At 73.8% G+C, this 15,855-nt stretch carries 14 protein-coding genes; 9 read left to right on the forward strand and 5 right to left on the reverse strand.

Annotated elements, in window-relative coordinates; genetic code table 11:
- Positions 1–25: 25 nt before the first annotated feature.
- Both H030_RS0103110 and H030_RS0103115 read right to left on the reverse strand, forming a co-directional pair.
- On the reverse strand, positions 26–2,311 hold the full coding sequence (locus H030_RS0103110; protein WP_027005050.1) for a transglycosylase domain-containing protein: 2,286 nt from the start codon (positions 2,309–2,311) through the stop codon (positions 26–28).
- 112 nt (positions 2,312–2,423) lie between these two features.
- Positions 2,424–3,203, reverse strand: a complete 780-nt coding sequence (locus tag H030_RS0103115; protein WP_027005051.1) for a mechanosensitive ion channel family protein — start codon at positions 3,201–3,203, stop codon at positions 2,424–2,426.
- Positions 3,204–3,210: 7 nt separating this feature from the next.
- On the opposite strand from H030_RS0103115, the gene H030_RS36165 reads away from it, so the two are divergent.
- The 5 genes from H030_RS36165 to H030_RS0103140 are packed head-to-tail and all read left to right on the forward strand — an operon-like array spanning position 3,211 to position 7,757.
- Entirely contained in the window at positions 3,211–4,485 is a 1,275-nt protein-coding gene (locus tag H030_RS36165) for a mannosyltransferase family protein (RefSeq protein WP_196808969.1), read from the forward strand.
- The gene (locus H030_RS36170; protein WP_051221565.1) at positions 4,482–5,222 is read left to right on the forward strand and encodes an HAD family hydrolase; all 741 of its coding nucleotides are present in this window, start codon (positions 4,482–4,484) and stop codon (positions 5,220–5,222) included. The genes H030_RS36165 and H030_RS36170 overlap by 4 nt, the downstream gene beginning before the upstream one ends.
- Complete coding sequence (locus H030_RS36175; protein WP_027005052.1) at positions 5,219–6,157, forward strand: CPBP family intramembrane glutamic endopeptidase; 939 nt, start codon at positions 5,219–5,221, stop codon at positions 6,155–6,157. Before H030_RS36170 ends, H030_RS36175 begins: the two co-directional genes overlap by 4 nt.
- Before the next feature lie 34 nt (positions 6,158–6,191).
- Complete coding sequence (locus H030_RS0103135) at positions 6,192–7,238, forward strand: L,D-transpeptidase family protein (RefSeq protein ID WP_027005053.1); 1,047 nt, start codon at positions 6,192–6,194, stop codon at positions 7,236–7,238.
- A 6-nt stretch (positions 7,239–7,244) separates the two neighbouring features.
- Positions 7,245–7,757: a GNAT family N-acetyltransferase gene (locus H030_RS0103140; RefSeq protein ID WP_027005054.1), complete on the forward strand. Its 513-nt coding sequence runs from the start codon at positions 7,245–7,247 to the stop codon at positions 7,755–7,757.
- Here H030_RS0103140 and H030_RS36180 read toward each other — a convergent pair whose 3' ends face one another.
- Together H030_RS36180 and H030_RS0103150 are read right to left on the reverse strand one after the other, a co-directional pair.
- Positions 7,758–8,852, reverse strand: a complete 1,095-nt coding sequence (locus H030_RS36180) for a carboxylate-amine ligase (protein ID WP_051221567.1) — start codon at positions 8,850–8,852, stop codon at positions 7,758–7,760.
- Positions 8,849–9,217 carry a hypothetical protein gene (locus H030_RS0103150; protein ID WP_027005055.1) on the reverse strand — a complete coding sequence of 123 codons (369 nt, stop codon included), beginning with the start codon at positions 9,215–9,217 and terminating at the stop codon, positions 8,849–8,851. The genes H030_RS36180 and H030_RS0103150 overlap by 4 nt, the downstream gene beginning before the upstream one ends.
- 21 nt (positions 9,218–9,238) lie before the next feature.
- On the opposite strand from H030_RS0103150, the gene pyrE reads away from it, so the two are divergent.
- The 4 genes from pyrE to H030_RS0103170 all read left to right on the forward strand — a co-directional run bounded on the left by pyrE (position 9,239) and on the right by H030_RS0103170 (position 13,048).
- Positions 9,239–9,790, forward strand: a complete 552-nt coding sequence (gene pyrE, locus H030_RS0103155; RefSeq protein ID WP_027005056.1) for an orotate phosphoribosyltransferase — start codon at positions 9,239–9,241, stop codon at positions 9,788–9,790.
- Between the two features lie 68 nt (positions 9,791–9,858).
- Positions 9,859–11,016 carry a PP2C family protein-serine/threonine phosphatase gene (locus H030_RS0103160; RefSeq protein ID WP_027005057.1) on the forward strand — a complete coding sequence of 386 codons (1,158 nt, stop codon included), beginning with the start codon at positions 9,859–9,861 and terminating at the stop codon, positions 11,014–11,016.
- The gene (locus H030_RS28850) at positions 11,013–12,608 is read left to right on the forward strand and encodes a sensor histidine kinase (protein WP_081690467.1); all 1,596 of its coding nucleotides are present in this window, start codon (positions 11,013–11,015) and stop codon (positions 12,606–12,608) included. The genes H030_RS0103160 and H030_RS28850 overlap by 4 nt, the downstream gene beginning before the upstream one ends.
- Positions 12,605–13,048, forward strand: coding sequence for a response regulator (locus H030_RS0103170; RefSeq protein ID WP_027005058.1), 444 nt, complete (start codon positions 12,605–12,607; stop codon positions 13,046–13,048). Before H030_RS28850 ends, H030_RS0103170 begins: the two co-directional genes overlap by 4 nt.
- Here H030_RS0103170 and H030_RS28855 read toward each other — a convergent pair.
- A complete protein-coding gene (locus H030_RS28855; RefSeq protein WP_035125799.1) occupies positions 13,043–15,826 on the reverse strand; it encodes a helix-turn-helix transcriptional regulator in 2,784 nt (927 codons plus the stop codon). The two genes, H030_RS0103170 and H030_RS28855, sit on opposite strands and share 6 nt — an antisense overlap.
- Positions 15,827–15,855 lie beyond the last annotated feature (29 nt).

Here is a 15,855-nt window from a genome sequence, read left to right on the forward strand (position 1 = left end):
GGACGAACCGCCTCGCGCGCCCGGCCTACGGCGGTGGTGCGCCGGTGCCGCCCGCGGCCCCGGTGGTCCCGCCGCCGGTGCCCGGCGCGCCCGTGCCCGCGCCGGTCGTGCCGTTGCCGGTCCCCGCGGTCCCGGTCCCGTTGCCGGTCGCGCCCGTGCCGCCGCCGGTCCCGGTCGTCCCGGTCCCGCCGCCGGTCGTCGGCTGGCCCTGCGGCGGCGACGCGTACTGGTCGCTCGGGTACCTCGCCGAGCCGTTGCCGGTGCCGGTCCCGTCAGCGCCGTTGCTGCCGATCCCCGGCCTCTTGTCCGGGCTGGTCGTGTACGACCCCGGATCGACCTGGTTGTCCTTGACGCCGGTCCTGGAGTACTTGCCGAAGAACGGCGTCGAGACGAACGGCTGCCTGGGCTTCGGGAAGTCCCCGCAGTAGTTGCCGTGCGCGGTCTTCATGTACTCGCCCCAGATCGGCGCCGCGACCGCGCCGCCCTGCGCGTTGGCGCCGAGCGTCCGGCGGTCGTTGGCGTGGCCGACCCAGACCGAGGTGGACAGCTTCGGCGTGTAGCCGACGAACCACGCGTCGGTGAAGTCGTCGACCGTGCCGGTCTTGCCCGCGGCCGGGCAGCCGATCTGCGCCCGGACGCCGGTGCCCGACTGGACGTTCTCCTTCAGGATCTTCGTCGCCTCGGCGGTGACGCCGTCCTCGAACGCCCTGTGGCGGTGGGGCCTCTCGACGTGGCAGTCGAAGCCGCCGAGCCGCTTGGGGAAGCAGACCTTCGTGACGGCCGTGACCTTGTTGCGCCACCCACCGGACGCGATCGTCGCGTACGCGTTGGCCATCTCCAGCGGCGAGACGCCGTGCTTGAGGCCGCCCAGGCCCTCGGCCGGGACGCTCTCCATCGGCGACTTGACGCCCATGTCGCGCGCGGTCTGCGTCACGTTCGGCGGCCCGACGTCGAGGTCGAGCTGCTGGTAGACGGTGTTGTCGGACGTCAGCGTCGCCTTGACGAGGTTCTCGCGGCCCGCGTAGGTGCCCTCGAACGTGTGCACGTCGATCGGGCCGTAGGTGGGGTCGTTGAACTTCAGCGGCATCGACGTGTAGGTCGTCGAGTCCGGGTTGACGCCCCTGCGCAGGGCGGTCATCAAGACCATCACCTTGAACGTCGAGCCCGCCGCGTAGCCGCCCTGGGACGCGAGGTCGAACTTCGACTGCGCGTAGTTGCCGGTCGACGCCATCGCCTTGAGGTCGCCGTTGGCCGGGTCGACGGTGACGATCGCGCCCGAGCGGTCGGTCCCGCCGAGGTTGTCGTCCAGCGCCTTGCGCGCCGCGCGCTGCATCTTCAGGTTCAGCGTCGTGTAGATGTGCATGCCGCCGGCCTGCACCTTCTTCGCGCCGTACTCGTCGACGAGCTGCTGCTTGACGTAGTCGTAGAAGTAGGACTCGCGCTTCTTGGAGTAGTAGCCGTTGGCCTTCACTCCGAGCCTGGACCTGATCGCCCTCGCGGCCGCCGCCTGCGTGATGTAGCCCTGGTCGGCCATGTGGCGCAGGACGTCGTCGCGACGCGCGCGCGCCGCCTGCGCCGACAGGAACGGGTTGTACAGCGACGGCGCCTGCGGCAGGCCGGCCAGCAGCGCCGCCTGGGCCAGCGTCAGCTTGTTGGCGGGCTTGTCGAAGAAGATGCGCGCCGCGGCCTGGATCCCGATCGCGGTCTTGCCGCCGACCGTGCCGTACGGGACGTTGTTGAGGTACTGGTCCAGGATCCAGCGCTTGCCCTTGCGCCCCGGGTGCTGGTTCTCCAGCTCCTCGGCGAGCTTCGCCTCGCGGATCTTGCGCTTGTAGCCCTCGACGCCGGTCCGGACCCTGTCCCTGGTGTACATGTTGCGGATCAGCTGCATCGTCAGCGTCGAGCCGCCCTGGACGTCGTCCTTGGACTCCAGGTTCTTGACCGCCGCGCGGACGACGCCCTCGAAGTCGACGCCCTTGTGCTCGAAGAAGCGCCGGTCCTCGATCGCGACCGTCGCGTCGCGCATCACCTGCGGGATCTGCCTGCCGGTGATCGGCGTGCGCAGGACGTCGGAGGAGATGAAGCCCAGGCGGCTGCCGTCGGCGGCGTAGATGACCGACGCGGCGCCCTGGTCCAGGGGCTTGATCGTGTCCAGCGTCGGGCCGGAGTTGGCGACCGAGACGACCCAGCCGACCGCGCCGAGCCCGGCGAGGGCGGCGAACGTCGTGAGGACGCCGATGGCGAGGAAGAGCGGCCGGGCAGGGCCGCCCCTGTTCCGGCGCCGACGGCGCTGTCGTTCGCGGCGAGACATGGGTTCGGGGAGCGTGCGAGCGTTGTCGCGGCCCTCCCGAGGCCACGCCCGCGAGGTCCTGATTCTAGCCCGCTCGCGGGAGTCCTTCGCCGACGAACTGTCAGGACACGCGTCAGCGCACGCCCGCGCCGCGCAGCGCGCCGAGCGCGGAGGCGCGCAGATCGCCCTCCCTCGCCAGGCGTTCGGATGGCGGTCCGGGCGCGCCCATGACGAGGATCCGGACGCCCTCGTGGGTCGTCTCGGCGATCCGCGCGCGCACGCCCTCCAGCGCCCGGATCGCCTCCAGGGCGGCCGCTTCGTCGGCGTCCGGCGCCAGCCAGACCGACACCTCGGTCGCCACGGTCGGCGAGCGGATCGAGTCGTTGCGGATGATCCCGCCGGCCAGGCGCTCGTTCGGGACCAGCAGGCGCGAGTCGGCGCCGGTGCGCAGCCACGTGTAGGTCAGCCCGACGTCCTCGACGGTCCCGGTCTCGCCCTCGAACGTGACGAGGTCGCCGATCCGGATCGGCTGGACGACCGCCAGCAGGATCCCCGCGACCGCGTTGGCCAGCGTCTGGCGGGCCGCGAAGCCGATGACGGCGGCGGTGATCGCCGACGACGCCAGGATCGTGTGGCCGATCTGGTCGAGCGCGTCGAACTCGCTCAGCGCGACCGCCACGACGATGATCCCGACGACCGCCTCGATCGCCCGCCGCGCGAAGCGCAGCCGCGTCGCGGTGTCCCGCGACAGACCGGCCTCGCCGGTGAGCGCGCCCACGGCACGCGTCGCCCGCCGGACCAGGTAGCGGTCGAAGAAGAAGACGATCAGCGCGCCCGCGAGCAGGATGCCCACGGCGGTGAACAGGTTGTCGTACTTATCGAGGAACGACTCGGATGCGAGGATGTGCAGCACCGTGGGCGTGACCGTACAAAAGCGCCGGGCCCAGCGCCTGCGCGCCGCGTGGTCGTCCTGGCGACCCGACGTCGCCGTCGCCTGGCGCGCGCTGTGGGCGTCGCGGCTGCTGGTCTGGGTCTCCGGCCTCGGCGCGATCGCGATCTGGGGGATCCACAAGACCCACGAGCACGACTTCGACCGGGCCGGGCTGACGCGCCCGTTCGGCGGGTTCCTGGACACCTTGGTCGCGCCCGCCGCGCGCTGGGACTCCTACTGGTACCTGGACATCGCCCACCACGGCTACCAGGCGTCGCCGAACCGCCCCGCGTTCTTCCCGTTGTACCCCATGTCGATCAAGGCGATCGCGTGGGTGACCGGCGAGCCGCTGCTCGTCGGCCTGTTGTTGTCGTTCATCTGCTTCTTGGTGGCCTTGGCCGCGTTCCACCGCCTGGCCGTGATCGAGGTCGGAGCGGACGGCGCGCGCTGGGCGGTCTGGGGCCTCGTCCTGTTCCCGGGCTCGCTGTGGTTCAGCGCGGTCTACAGCGAGTCGCTGTTCCTGATGGTGTCGGTCGGCGCCGTGCTGTGCGCGCGCCGCGAGCGCTTCGCGTGGGCGGGCGTGCTCGGCGCGCTGGGCGCCGCGACGCGCAGCGCCGGGCTGGTCCTGATGCTCCCGCTGGCGCTGCTGTGGTGGGACGCCTACCGCGGCGCGCAGCCGCGCACCGCCGCCCGCCCCTCGCCGCTCAGCCTCGGCTGGGTCCTGCTCGTCCCGCTCGGCCTCGTCGCCTACTGCGGCTACCTCGCGGCCGACGGCGGCTCGTGGCACGCGCCGTTCGCCGCCCAGGACGTGTGGCACCGCGCGTTCAAGGGCCCGTTCTACGGGATCAACCAGGGCGCGATCGCCGCGTGGGACGGGCTGCGCCAGATCGTCCACGGCTCGCCGACGCCGGTCTACTGGGACCGCGCGGGCGGCGACAGCATCGCGGTCGGCCGCCACGACGTCGCGCTGTTCCTGTGCCTCGTGCTCGGCGCGATCGGGCTGGTCGGCGCGTTCCGGCGCCTGCCGCTCGCCCACGGCGCCTACGCGCTGTGCGCGCTGCTGCTGCCGCTCAGCTACCCGGTCGGCCCGCAGCCGCTGATGTCGCTGCCGCGCTTCGAGGCCGTCCTGTACCCGCTGTTCCTCTGGCTCGGCTGGTGGCTGGCGCGCCGCGGCACGCTCTGGCGCGTGGCCGTCCTCGGGACGTTCGCCGTCTTCCTCGCCGCCTGCTCGGCGCTGTTCTCGACCTGGCACTGGGTCGCATGAGGGCGCCGAAGGCGGTCTTCCTCGACGCGCTCGGGACGCTCGTCGCGCTGGAGCCGCCCGCGCCGCTGCTGATGGCCGGGCTCGCGAGGGCCGATCCGCCGGTGAGGATCACGCTCGAGGAGGCCGCCGCGGCGATGCGCGTGGAGATGGCCTATTACAAGATCCACCACGACCTGGCGGTCGACAGGGACGCGCTCGAGGACCTCCGCCACGCGTGCACCGAGGCGCTGCGCCGCGCGCTGCCCGAGCCCGCCCGCGCCGTCGAGAAGCTGCAGCCGATCATGATGGCCGCGCTGCGCTTCCGCGCCTACCCGGACGCCGAGCCCGCGCTGAAGGCGCTGCGCGCCGCCGGGGTCACGCTGATCGTCGTGTCCAACTGGGACGTCTCGCTGCACGACGCGCTGCGCGACACCGGCCTGGACCGGCTGGTCGACGGCGCGATCTCCTCGGCCGAGGTCGGCGCGGCCAAGCCGAGCACCGCGATCTTCGACTACGCGCTCGGCCTCGCCGACGACCCCGCGCCGCGCGACGTCTGGCACGTCGGCGACTCGGTCGAGGCCGACGTCGCCGGCGCCCGCGCCGCCGGCCTGCGGCCGATCTTCGTCGACCGGTCGGCCGAGACGGGTGCGGCGCCGCCGGTCCTGCCCGCGGGCGTGGCCCGGATCGCCGACCTGCGCGCGCTGCCCGCGGCCTTGATCCGCCCGCAAGCTCCGCGCCCTAGCCTTCGCGGGCGATGAGCACGACCCCGTCGTATCCGGCGCCGCCGGAGCAGCCCGAGCGCCCGCGCGCGGCAACGCCCGCGCCCGGCGGCGACGGCGCGTTCTCCGGCGACAGCCCGGCGGCGCGCGCGATCCCGAACTGGCCCGGCTGGTCGGCGCCGGCCGCGCTGATCGCGGGCTTCCTCGGCGCGCTGGTCCTCGGGCTCGTGATCGCGCTGATCGGCGCGTTGTTCGGCGCCAGCATCTCGGACGGCCACACGTCGCCGTCGGTCTCGATCGCGTCGGTCATCGCCCAGGACGCCTGCCTGATCGCCGCCGCGCTGCTGTTCGCGCGCATGGTCACGTTCCCGCGCCCGCGCCAGTTCGGGCTGAACCGGCCGCTGTCGCTGCCGATGGCGGCCGCGTTCGTGGTCGGCGGCTACCTGGTGTTCATCGTCGTCTCCTACGTGTGGCTGACCGCGATCGGACAGTCCGGGACCAAGGACACGATCACCGAGGACCTCGGCGCGAAGGACTCGACGGTCGCGCTGGTCTTCGTGACGTTCGTCGTGACCGTCTGCGCGCCGCTGGCCGAGGAGTTCCTGTTCCGCGGGTACTTCTTCGGCGCGCTGCGCTCCAACGGCTTCTGGTTCGCCGCCGGCTTCACCGGCCTGGCCTTCGGGATCGTGCACGTCTTCGGCTCGCCGATCGCGTTCATCGTCCCGCTCGCGCTGCTCGGCGGCGGGCTCTGCTGGATCCGCGAGAAGACCGCGTCGCTGTACCCGGGGATCGCGCTGCACTGCCTCAACAACTCGCTGGCGATGGCGTCCAGCGAGCACTGGTCGTGGGAGGTCCCGGTCGTCCTGATCGGCGCACCGCTGTGCATCGCCACGTTCATCTGGCTGGGCCTGAGGGCGTGGCCGGCGGCCCGTCCGCAGGCCGGACCGGTGAGCGCCACGGCGCCAACCGGCTGATCTCTTACGGAGCGGGGGTACGATTTCCGCGCCTATGCACCGCCCAGCCGTCGCCGCCGCCGTCCTGACCACCCTCGCGCTGGCGGCTCCGGTCGCCGCCTCGGCGCAGACCACGACGGGCGCGCCGTCCTCGACGACCGCGCCCTCGACCACCACGCCGCCGCCGACCACGCCGGTCCCGGCGCCTGCGCCCGCGCCGGCCGCCAGGGGCACGCTGAGCGTGACGCTGGAGAAGGTCAACGGCAGGTCCGCAGCGATCCTCAGCGGCCAGCGCTTCCGCGTGCGCGGGACGGTCAGGCCGTACGTCGCGGGCCAGAGGGTCGTCGTGCGCTTCTACCGCGGCGACAGGAAGCTGGCGTCCAAGGCCGTGACCGTGAAGGGCAGGGACGGCGCGGCCAGCGGCTCGTTCGTCCTCGGCTACACGGCCAGGAAGGCCGGGCACATCACGGTCCGCGCCTCGCACCGCGCGACGGCGCAGCTGCTGACGCTGAAGGCCAAGGGCAAGGGCGTCGACGTCCTGCCGCTGCGCGCCGCGCCCGGGTCAAAGGGGCTTGCCGTCCGGATCCTGCAGACCAAGTTGAAGGCCTTGGGCTACGTGATCGGGCAGAAGGGCCTGTACGACGCCCGCACCGCCCGCGCGGTCCTCGCGTTCCGCAAGGTCACCGGGATGGCCCGGATCGAGACGGCCAGCGCCGACGTCTTCCGCAAGCTCGCCCACGGCGCCGGTGCCTTCAAGGTGCGGTTCCCGAAGCAGGGCCACCATGTCGAGGCGAACCTGTCGCTGCAGGTGCTGGCGCTGATCAACGGCTCGAAGGTCGAGCGGATCTACCCGATCTCGTCGGGCAAGCCCTCGACCCCGACCGTGCTCGGCACGTTCCGCGTGTACTCCAAGACGCCGGGCACCAACGCCAAGGGCATGGTCTACACCTCCTACTTCCACGGCGGCTACGGCATCCACGGCTACGCGGAGGTCCCAACCTTCGCCGCCTCCCACGGCTGCCTGCGCACCCCCGTCCCCGACGCCATCCCGATCTTCAACTGGATCAAGTACGGCGACTACGTGGACGTGTATCCGGGCTAGGCGTACATGTTGGTCCGCCCGGACGCGGAGCTGCGCGCGTCGTTCCTGGCCGCGCTGGACGAGTTCCGGGCGGAGGGGCGGTACCTCGACCTGGACCCGGAGTGGCTGGCCGAGCCGGACGCGTTCGCCGCGTGGGTCGACGCGGTGCGGCGCCAGGCGCTGCGCGACGAGCCGCGGCCCGAGGGCTGGCGGCCGACGACCATGTTGTGGTGGGTGGTCCAAGGTGAATATGTCGGTCGCGTCGCGCTGCGCCATGTCCTGACGCCCGCGACCGCCGGCGTCGGCGGCCACCTCGGCTACGACGTCCGACCGAGCGCCCGCCGCCGCGGCCACGCCACCGCGATGCTGCGCGCCGCGCTGCCGTTCGCCCGCAGCCTCGGCCTGCCCGAGCTGCTCGTCACCTGCGACCGCACCAACGAACCCTCCCGCCGCGTCATCACCGCCGCCGGCGGCGAACCCCTCGACCCCTACAACGACGAGCTGCGCTTCCGGGTCCCGACCGGGACGCCCTACCGTTAGCTAGATGTAGGGGTTGGTTGCCGTCTCGGCGGCGAGGTGGTGGAGCAGGGCGGGCATGCCGCCGGAGGTGAAGGCTGCGCGCTGGCGGTCGGCGCCGTTGCCGAGTTGGAGGATGCGGGTGACTTCCTCCAGCGCGAAGGCGTCGCCGCCTGCCGCGGCCGCGCGGGCGACCGCGTCCTGGGCGATCTCGCGAACTGGGCGGCGGGTGCCGTTGTGCAGGAGCGTCGCGGCGAGGCCGTCGCGGGCTGCGCGGAACGAGGACTCCATCAGCGCCTCGCGCGGCGTCCAGCCGCCCGCAGGCACCCGCGCGTCCTCGGCGGCCAGGGCAAGGCCATGCACAAGGGCGACGAGCCCGAGCACGGTGTCCAGCGAGGACTGCGCGTCCATCGCGCGGACCTCGACGGTCCCTAGCCTCGGGTGCGGCCGGATGTCCCACCACAGGAACGTGTAGTCCGGCGCGTCGCCCGCGGCGACGACACTGGCGACGCTCGACTCGAAGTCGTCGAACGACGAGAACGCGCGCGGGATCTCGCTGCGCGGATAGCCCCGGAACAGCTGCGCGCGCGACGTCGCCAGCCCCGAGTCGACCCCGTGCCAGAACGGGGAGTTCGCCGCCAAGGCCTGCAACAACGGCAGCCACTCGCGCAGGCCGTTGTAGACGTGGATCGCGGTCGCCTCGTCGGGCATCCCGACGTGGACGTGCAGCGCGCACGTCGGCGTCCGGCGCAGCAGCCCCCGCAGCTGCGCGTGGATCTCGTGGTAGCGCGGCTCGTCGACATGGACAACATCGCCCCACGCGCCGTCCGGGTGGATCCCCGCGCCGATCAGCCCGGAGCCCGCGCCCGCCGCGGCGGCCAGCGCCCGTGCGCGCAGCTCCGCGACCGCCCTGACGCCGTCCTCCGGCGTCCTGGCCACCGGCGAGGCGACCTCGACCAGCGCCGCGTAGGTGTCCGGGTGCGCGCTGCCGGAGCCGGCGGGCACGTCGATCGCGCCGAGCACCTCGGCGCTGCCGTGCTTCAGCGCCAGCGTCGCCGCGTCGACGACGATCAGCTCCTCTTCGACGCCGAGCGCGAACGCCCGGCCGAACGCGCTCACACGAAGCGCCCGGAGGCGACCCGCGCGAGCATGCCGAGGCCGAGGCCGTAGACGAGCAGCGCCAGGAGCGCGGGGACGGTGCGCCGGACCCACTTGCTCGAGCTGCCGTCCGCGATGCTCGCGAACGGCTTGAGCAGCACGTCATTGGCGTCGTCGACCCACTCGTGCACCTTCGAGTTGGTCCTCTCGCGATCGCGCTCGGTGTCGGGATCCGGGCTCGGGTCCTGGGAAGCGGCGTCGCCGGCGATCTCCGCCTGGCTGGTCTTCGAGGCGGCGCTGGTCTGGTCGATCGCGAACCATCCCCACCCTGCGACCACCAGCAGGCTGCATGCCACCGCGGCGAAGCGCAGGATGCGTTCGATCACACATGTAGGTTACGGCCGGAGATGGACGCAACCCAACGCCTCGTGGACGAACTACGGACGCACGCGCTGATCATCGGCGACGTCGTCCTGACCTCCGGCAAGACCGCGAGCTACTACGTGGACGCCAAGCGCGCGATCCTGCAGCCCGCCGGCTTCGCCGCGCTGGGCGAGCTCGTCGCCCACCACGCCCGCGCATGGGGCGCGACCGCCGTCGGCGGCCTCACGATGGGCGCCGACCCCGTCGCCTGCTCGGCGCTGGCCGGCGGCTTCGACGGCAAGGCCTTCTTTGTCCGCAAGGAGACCAAGCAGCACGGGCTCCAGCGCCGCGTCGAGGGACCGCTCCTGGACGCGAGCGACCGCTGCGTGATCGTCGAGGACGTCGTCACCACCGGCGGCTCGACGCTGCAGGCGATCGAGGCGGTCCGCGAGGCGGGGCATGAGATCGTTGGCGTGATCAGCGTTCTTGACCGGCTCGCGGGCGGCGCGGAGAAGATCGCGGCCGCCGCGGGCGCGCCCTACGTGGCCTGCACGACGATCGACGACGTCTACCCCGATCGACCGGATAGAAGCTGAACACGACGGGCCCGCGCGCGTGTAGGTTGCGCAGCGTGCACGTGCCGGCCGGGACAGGCCCAGCGGAGGTGCTCCCCACCTCCTTCCTCCGGGTCCTCCTCGTCGAAGACGACGACGGGGATGCGTTCCTGTTCGAGGAGCTGCTGCGCGACGCCGATCTCGACGTCGTCGTCGAGCGTGAGCGCACGGTCGCCGACGCGGCCCAGCGCCTGCCGGCCGACATCGCCTGCGTGGTCCTCGACCTCGGCCTGCCCGACGCCGACGGCCTCGCCGCGCTGCACGGCCTGCGCGAGGCGGCGCCCGACGTCCCGATGCTCGTGCTGACCGGCCTGAGCGACGCGGCCCGCGGGCTGGAGGCGGTCGCCGCCGGCGCCCAGGACTACCTCGTCAAGGGCCGCGTCGACGGCGAGCTCCTGGCCCGCTCGATCCGCTACGCGATCGAGCGCCAGCGCGCGGAGGTCATCCAGGGCCAGCTGCGCGCCGCGAACCTGACCGCCGAGGAGAACGCGCGCCTGGAGCGCGGCCTGCTGCCGCGCCCGCTGGTCGCGGACCCGGCCGTCGCCGTCGACTCCGGCTACCGCCCCGGCCGCGAGCGCGCGCTGCTCGGCGGCGACTTCTACGACGTGGTCGAGGCGCCCGACGGGACGCTGCACGCGATCATCGGCGACGTCTGCGGCCACGACCCGGACGCCGCGGCGCTCGGCGTCTGCCTGCGGATCGCGTGGCGCACGCTCGTCCTCGGCGGCCGCGCCGCCGACGAGCTGCTCGGAACGCTCGAGCAGGTGCTGGAGCACGAGCGCCTCGCCGACGAGGTCTTCGCGACCGCGTGCATGATCTCGGTCGCGCCCGACCGCCGCAGCGCCGTCGTCCGCGTCGCCGGCCACCCGCTCCCGGTCGTCATCGCCGACGGCCGCGCCTACGAGCTGCCCGGCCCGCTCACGCGCCCGCCGCTGGGGATCGGCGCGGGCGCCGGCGCCTGGCCCGAGATGCCGGTGCAGCTGCCCGCGCACTGCCAGTTGATGCTCTACACCGACGGGCTGATCGAGGGCCGCGTCAACGGCTCGCCGCAGCGCCTCGGCGGCGAGCGCCTGGTCGAGCTGGTCGCCGAGCAGGCCGGCCGCGAGGACGGCGCCGCGCTGATCGACCGCCTGATCGCGACCGCCGAGCGCCTCAACGGTGGCGACCTCGCCGACGACGTCGCCGTCCTCGTGCTCGCCCTGCGATGAGCAGGCTCCGTTCCGGGCAGTGGCTGGCGTTGACCGCCGGCGGGTTGCTGATCGCCGCGCTGATCGGCGTCGTCGTCTGCCTGATCGCGCTGCACCGCCTGACGCTCGCGCGCGAGCAGGTCGTCGACCGCGTCGACCCGGCGCGCGTCGCCTCGCAGCTCTACCTGACCGCGCTGGTCGACCAGGAGTCCGGGATCCGCGGCTACCAGGTCGGCGGCACGCCGGACTACCTGCAGCCCTACGACGCCGGCGGCAGGGACGCGGTCCGGGCGCGCACGAGGCTGGAGCAGCTCGCGGCGACCGGCAGGGTCCCGCACCTGAGGGAGGACCTCGGCGCGGTCGCGCTGGCGTCGACGTCGTGGCACCTGCTCTACGCCGACCCGTCGATCCTGACGATCCGCGCCGAGGGCAAGGACGCGCCGGACATCCCGCCGATCGCGACCGGCAAGCAGCTCTTCGACAACCTGCGCGCCGCGTTCACGACGCTGCAGAACGACCTGATCGCCGAGCGCGCGTCCGCGCGGACGCGGCTGCGCCACGCCGCGGCGCTGGCCGAGGGCGCGGTGCTCTTCACCGCGGCGCTGATCATCCTGGCGTCGATCGCCGCGGGCCTGGTCCTGCGGCGCGTCGTCGCGCTGCCGCTGTCGCACCTGGCGCGCGACGCGCGGCGGGTGGCGCGCGGCGAGTTCGGCCACGTCGTCGAGGTCGAGGGGCCGAAGGACATCCAGGGCCTGAGCACCGACGTCGAGTCGATGCGCCAGCGGATCGTCGCCGAGCTGGAGACCGTCAACCGCTCGCGCGCGCTGCTGGAGGAGCAGACCCAGGACCTGCAGCGCTCCAACGCCGAGCTGGAGCAGTTCGCCTACGTCGCCTCGCACGACCTGCAGGAGCCGCTGCGCAAGGTCGCCTCGTTCACGGGGATGTTGCAGCACCGCTACCAGGGCCAGCTCGACGACCGCGCCGACCAGTACATCGAGTTCGCCGTCGACGGCGCCAAGCGCATGCAGGTGCTGATCAACGACCTGCTCGCGTTCTCGCGCGTCGGCCGCGTCGGCACGACCGAGGCCATCGTGTCGATGGACGACGCGACGCGCGACGCGCAGCGCAACCTCGCCGCGGCGCTGGAGGAGAGCGGCGCGACCGTCACGGTCGACGGGCCGCTGCCGGACGTGCGCGGCGACCGCTCGCTGCTCACCGCGTTGTTGCAGAACTTGATCGGCAACGCCATCAAGTTCCATGGCGACGAGCAACCGCGGGTGGACATCGACGTCTCCCGCGAAGGCGACATGTACACCTTCACCGTGCGCGACAACGGCATCGGGATCGCGCCCCGCTACGCCGACCGCATCTTCGTGATCTTCCAGCGGTTGCATCCGAAGGAGGAGTACACGGGCACCGGCATCGGGCTGGCGATGTGCCGCAAGATCGTGGAGTTCCACGGCGGCGAGATCTGGCTCGACAACGGTCCCGAGGGCTCCGGCGACGGCGTCGACGACGGTGCCACGCAGCCCGAGGCCTCCGGCCACGGCGCGACCTTCCGCTTCACCCTCCCCGTCCCCACCGACGACGACGAAACGAGCGCAGCAGCATGACCCCCAAGCCCGCCGGCCAGCCGATCGAGGTCCTCCTGGTCGAGGACGACCCGGGCGACGTCCTCCTGATCAGGGAGGCGTTCGAGTTCAACAAGGTCCACAACAACCTCAACGTGGTCAACGACGGCGAGCAGGCGCTGGCCTACCTGCGCCAGGAGGGCGAGTACGCCCGGTCGCTGCGCCCGGACCTGATCCTGCTCGACCTCAACCTCCCGCGCAAGGACGGCCGCGAGGTCCTCGCCGAGGTCAAGGCCGACGAGCGCCTCCGCGCGATCCCGGTCGTCGTGCTCACGACGTCGGAGGCCGAGGAGGACGTGCTCAAGAGCTATCAGCTGCACGCCAACGCCTACGTGACCAAGCCGGTCGACTTCGAGCGCTTCGTCGCGATCGTCCGCCAGATCGACGACTTCTTCGTCTCGGTCGTCAGACTGCCGTCATAGGTCGCGCGTGAGCGCGGCGGGCAGCTCCTGACGGGAGCGGATCCCGAGCCCGTCGTAGGCGGCCGCGAGGTGCGACTCGATCGTCTTGACGGTCAGGAACAGCGTCTGCGCGATCTGGCGGTTGGTCAGCCCGGACGCCGCCAGCTCCGCCACGCGACGCTGGCTCGGCGTCAGCGACGCCGCGCCGATCGGCGTGTAGCGGCGGCCGCGCTCGCCGGTCGCGGCCAGCTCGTCGAAGGCGGCCTTCGCCAGGCCGGTCGCGCCACAGCGGCGCGCCAGCTCCAGGCCCTCGCGCAGCGGCGGGCGCGCGTCGACGTCGCGGCGCGCGCGGCGCAGCGCGGTGCCCAGCTCGACCAGCGCCTCGGCCCGGGCCAGCCGCGCGGGCGAGCCGTCGAGGATCGCGACCGACTCCTCCAACATGGTCAGCCGCTCGCCGGCCGCGACGGTCAGCGCCGCGGCGCGCAGCGCCTGCGAGAGGTTGGCGGGCGCGCCGAAGCGGCGGGCGTGGGCCAGCGCGACCGCGGCCTTGGCGACCGCCCGCTCGTGGTCGCCCTGGGCGGCCAGCGCCCGGACGACCGTGATCTTCGCGGGCGTCTGCGGGATCCCGATCGCGCCCCAGCACGCCGACAGGCGGTCGAGCTGCTCGAGGTCGGCGACGGCCTCGTCGTAGCGGCCCTGCTCCAGGCGCAGCAGCCCGCGCGGGAACAGCGCCATCGCGAACCACACGCGGTCGTCGATCGCGCCGGTCATCCCCGACGCCTCCAGCTCGGCCTCGGCGGCGTCGGGCTCGCCGCGCTGGAGCAGCAGGCTCGCCAGCGCCGCGCGCATCGCGGGCTCGGCGAGCCGCAGGCGCCCGAGCCGGACGACCTCCAGCGCCTGGCGACAGTCGGCCTCCGCCGCGGCGAGGTCGCCGAAGGCGTGCGCGACGCCCATGTTCATCCACAACGCGGCGAACAGCTCGGGCGTCGCGTGGCGCCGCCTTGCGTGGGCCAGCGCCTGCTCGGCCGCGCGCCGGGCGAGGGCGAGCTCGTCGGCCAGCATCAGCGTGAGGACCGGGCGGCCGGGCGCCAGCAGCTCGGGCTGCTCCAGGAAGATCCGGCCGTCGTGGGCCAGCGCGCGCCGGGCCGCGGCGACCGCGTCGGTCGCGGTGCCGTCGTAGCAGTGCCACTCGGACTCGAGCGCGTCGGCCAGGCGGCTGAGCGCGCTGTCGGGCGGCAGGCGGTCGGCGTAGCGGAGCAGCTGCTCGCGCCCCGTCGTCAGCGGGCGCTGCCTGAGCGCGCCGAGCTGGGCCTCGAGCTGGAACGCGTGCTCGGCGTCGTCGGCCTCCTGCGCGCGCCGGAGCTCGTCGCGGATCAGCGTGACCGCCCGCCGCGCGTGCCCGCTGAGGACCATCCACATGCTGACCTTGATGGTCCGGCGGCGGCGCAGCTCCGGGTCGCGCGCGAGCTCGTCCAGCACCGCGGGCAGCGTCGCCTCGAACAGCGCGCGGTCCGACGCGCGGATCCCGGCGGTGACGATCGCGTCGAGGATCGCGGGCCGCAGGTCGTCCGGCGCGGGCTCGCGCAGCGCGCGCGTCAGGTAGGCGGACGCGCTGCGCGGCGCGCCGCTGGCCAGCGCGGCGCGGGCCGCGGCCAGCAGCGTCTCGGCCGTCGCGCGCTCGCCGCGCGCCTCGGTCGCCACGAGGTGCGTCGCCAGCCGCTCCGGCCCCGCGCCGCGCTGCGCCAGCAGCGCCGCGGCCCGTGCGTGCGCGGCGGCGCGGGCGCCGAACGGCAGCTCGGCGTGCAGCGCGGTCCGGACGAGCGGGTGGATGAAGCGCAGCGCCGCGTCCTGCTCCAGGATCGCGGCGGAGCGCAACGCGTCGGCGCCGCGCGCCGCGTCGTCCTCGCCCAGCCCCGCCAGCGCCGCGGCGAGCGCGACGTCGCAGCCGTCGCCGAGGACGACCACCGCCTCGGCGACCGCGCGCGCCTCCGGCGGCAGCCGCGCGAGCCGGACCTGCACGGTGCGCGTCACGCGCTCCGGCGCCAGCTCGCGCACGCGCGCGGTCTCCTCCGCGGCGGGCGCGACCGCCTCGGCGGCCAGCGTCCGGGTCAGCTCGCAGAGCAGGAACGGGTTGCCGCCGCTGACCTCGTGGCAGGCCGCGGCGAACGCGGCGTCCGGCGCGCGCTCCAGCTCGGCGGCCAGCAGCGCGCGCGTCCCGTCCGCGCTCAGCGCGCGCGGCTGCAGCCGCGCCGCGGCGCCGTCGGTGGCGATCCGCGCCAGCGCGCGCTCGGCGCCCGGCTCGTCCGGGCGGCAGGCGACCGCGAGCAGGACCGGCAGCTCCTCCAGCCGCGGGACCAAGAACCCCAAGAAGTCCAGCGACGCCGCGTCGGCCCAGTGCGCGTCGTCGACGCAGAGCAGCAGCGGCGTGTCCTCGGCCAGCCCCGCGGTCAGCCAGTAGAGCGCGTGCAGGACCGCGAACGCGTCGCCCGCGGGCTCGGCCGCGAGCCCGAGCGCACCGCGCGCGGGCGCCATCGCCTCACGCGCGTCGGCGGGCGTGAACAACTGGCGCACGAGCGCGAACGGGAAGTCGCGCTCCAGCTCCGTGGCGCGCGCCGACAGGACGCGCATCCCGGCGGTGCGGCCCGCGACGCGCGCGGCCTGCAGCAGCCGCGTCTTGCCCAGCCCCGCCCGTGCCTCGACGACCACGAGCCGCCCCGCGCCGGCGCACGCCGCCTGCGCCAGCGTCTCCAGCTCCTCCAGCTCGCGCGCCCGCTCGAGCAGCTCGCTCCCGTCCGCCACCCCGCCACAGTAGACCAGAGCCAGGCATG

The sequence above is a fragment of the Conexibacter woesei Iso977N genome (genome assembly GCF_000424625.1).
Classification (GTDB): Bacteria; Actinomycetota; Thermoleophilia; order Solirubrobacterales; family Solirubrobacteraceae; genus Baekduia; species Baekduia woesei_A.

Coding starts and splice junctions, on each gene's coding strand:
- H030_RS28850 (WP_081690467.1), top strand. CDS start 11,013: ATGAGCAGGCTCCGTTCCGGGCAGTGGCTGGCGTTGACCGCCGGCGGG.
- H030_RS36175 (WP_027005052.1), top strand. CDS start 5,219: ATGAGCACGACCCCGTCGTATCCGGCGCCGCCGGAGCAGCCCGAGCGC.
- H030_RS0103140 (WP_027005054.1), top strand. CDS start 7,245: ATGTTGGTCCGCCCGGACGCGGAGCTGCGCGCGTCGTTCCTGGCCGCG.
- H030_RS36170 (WP_051221565.1), top strand. CDS start 4,482: ATGAGGGCGCCGAAGGCGGTCTTCCTCGACGCGCTCGGGACGCTCGTC.
- H030_RS0103170 (WP_027005058.1), top strand. CDS start 12,605: ATGACCCCCAAGCCCGCCGGCCAGCCGATCGAGGTCCTCCTGGTCGAG.
- H030_RS0103110 (WP_027005050.1), bottom strand. CDS start 2,311: ATGTCTCGCCGCGAACGACAGCGCCGTCGGCGCCGGAACAGGGGCGGC.
- H030_RS0103135 (WP_027005053.1), top strand. CDS start 6,192: ATGCACCGCCCAGCCGTCGCCGCCGCCGTCCTGACCACCCTCGCGCTG.
- pyrE (WP_027005056.1), top strand. CDS start 9,239: ATGGACGCAACCCAACGCCTCGTGGACGAACTACGGACGCACGCGCTG.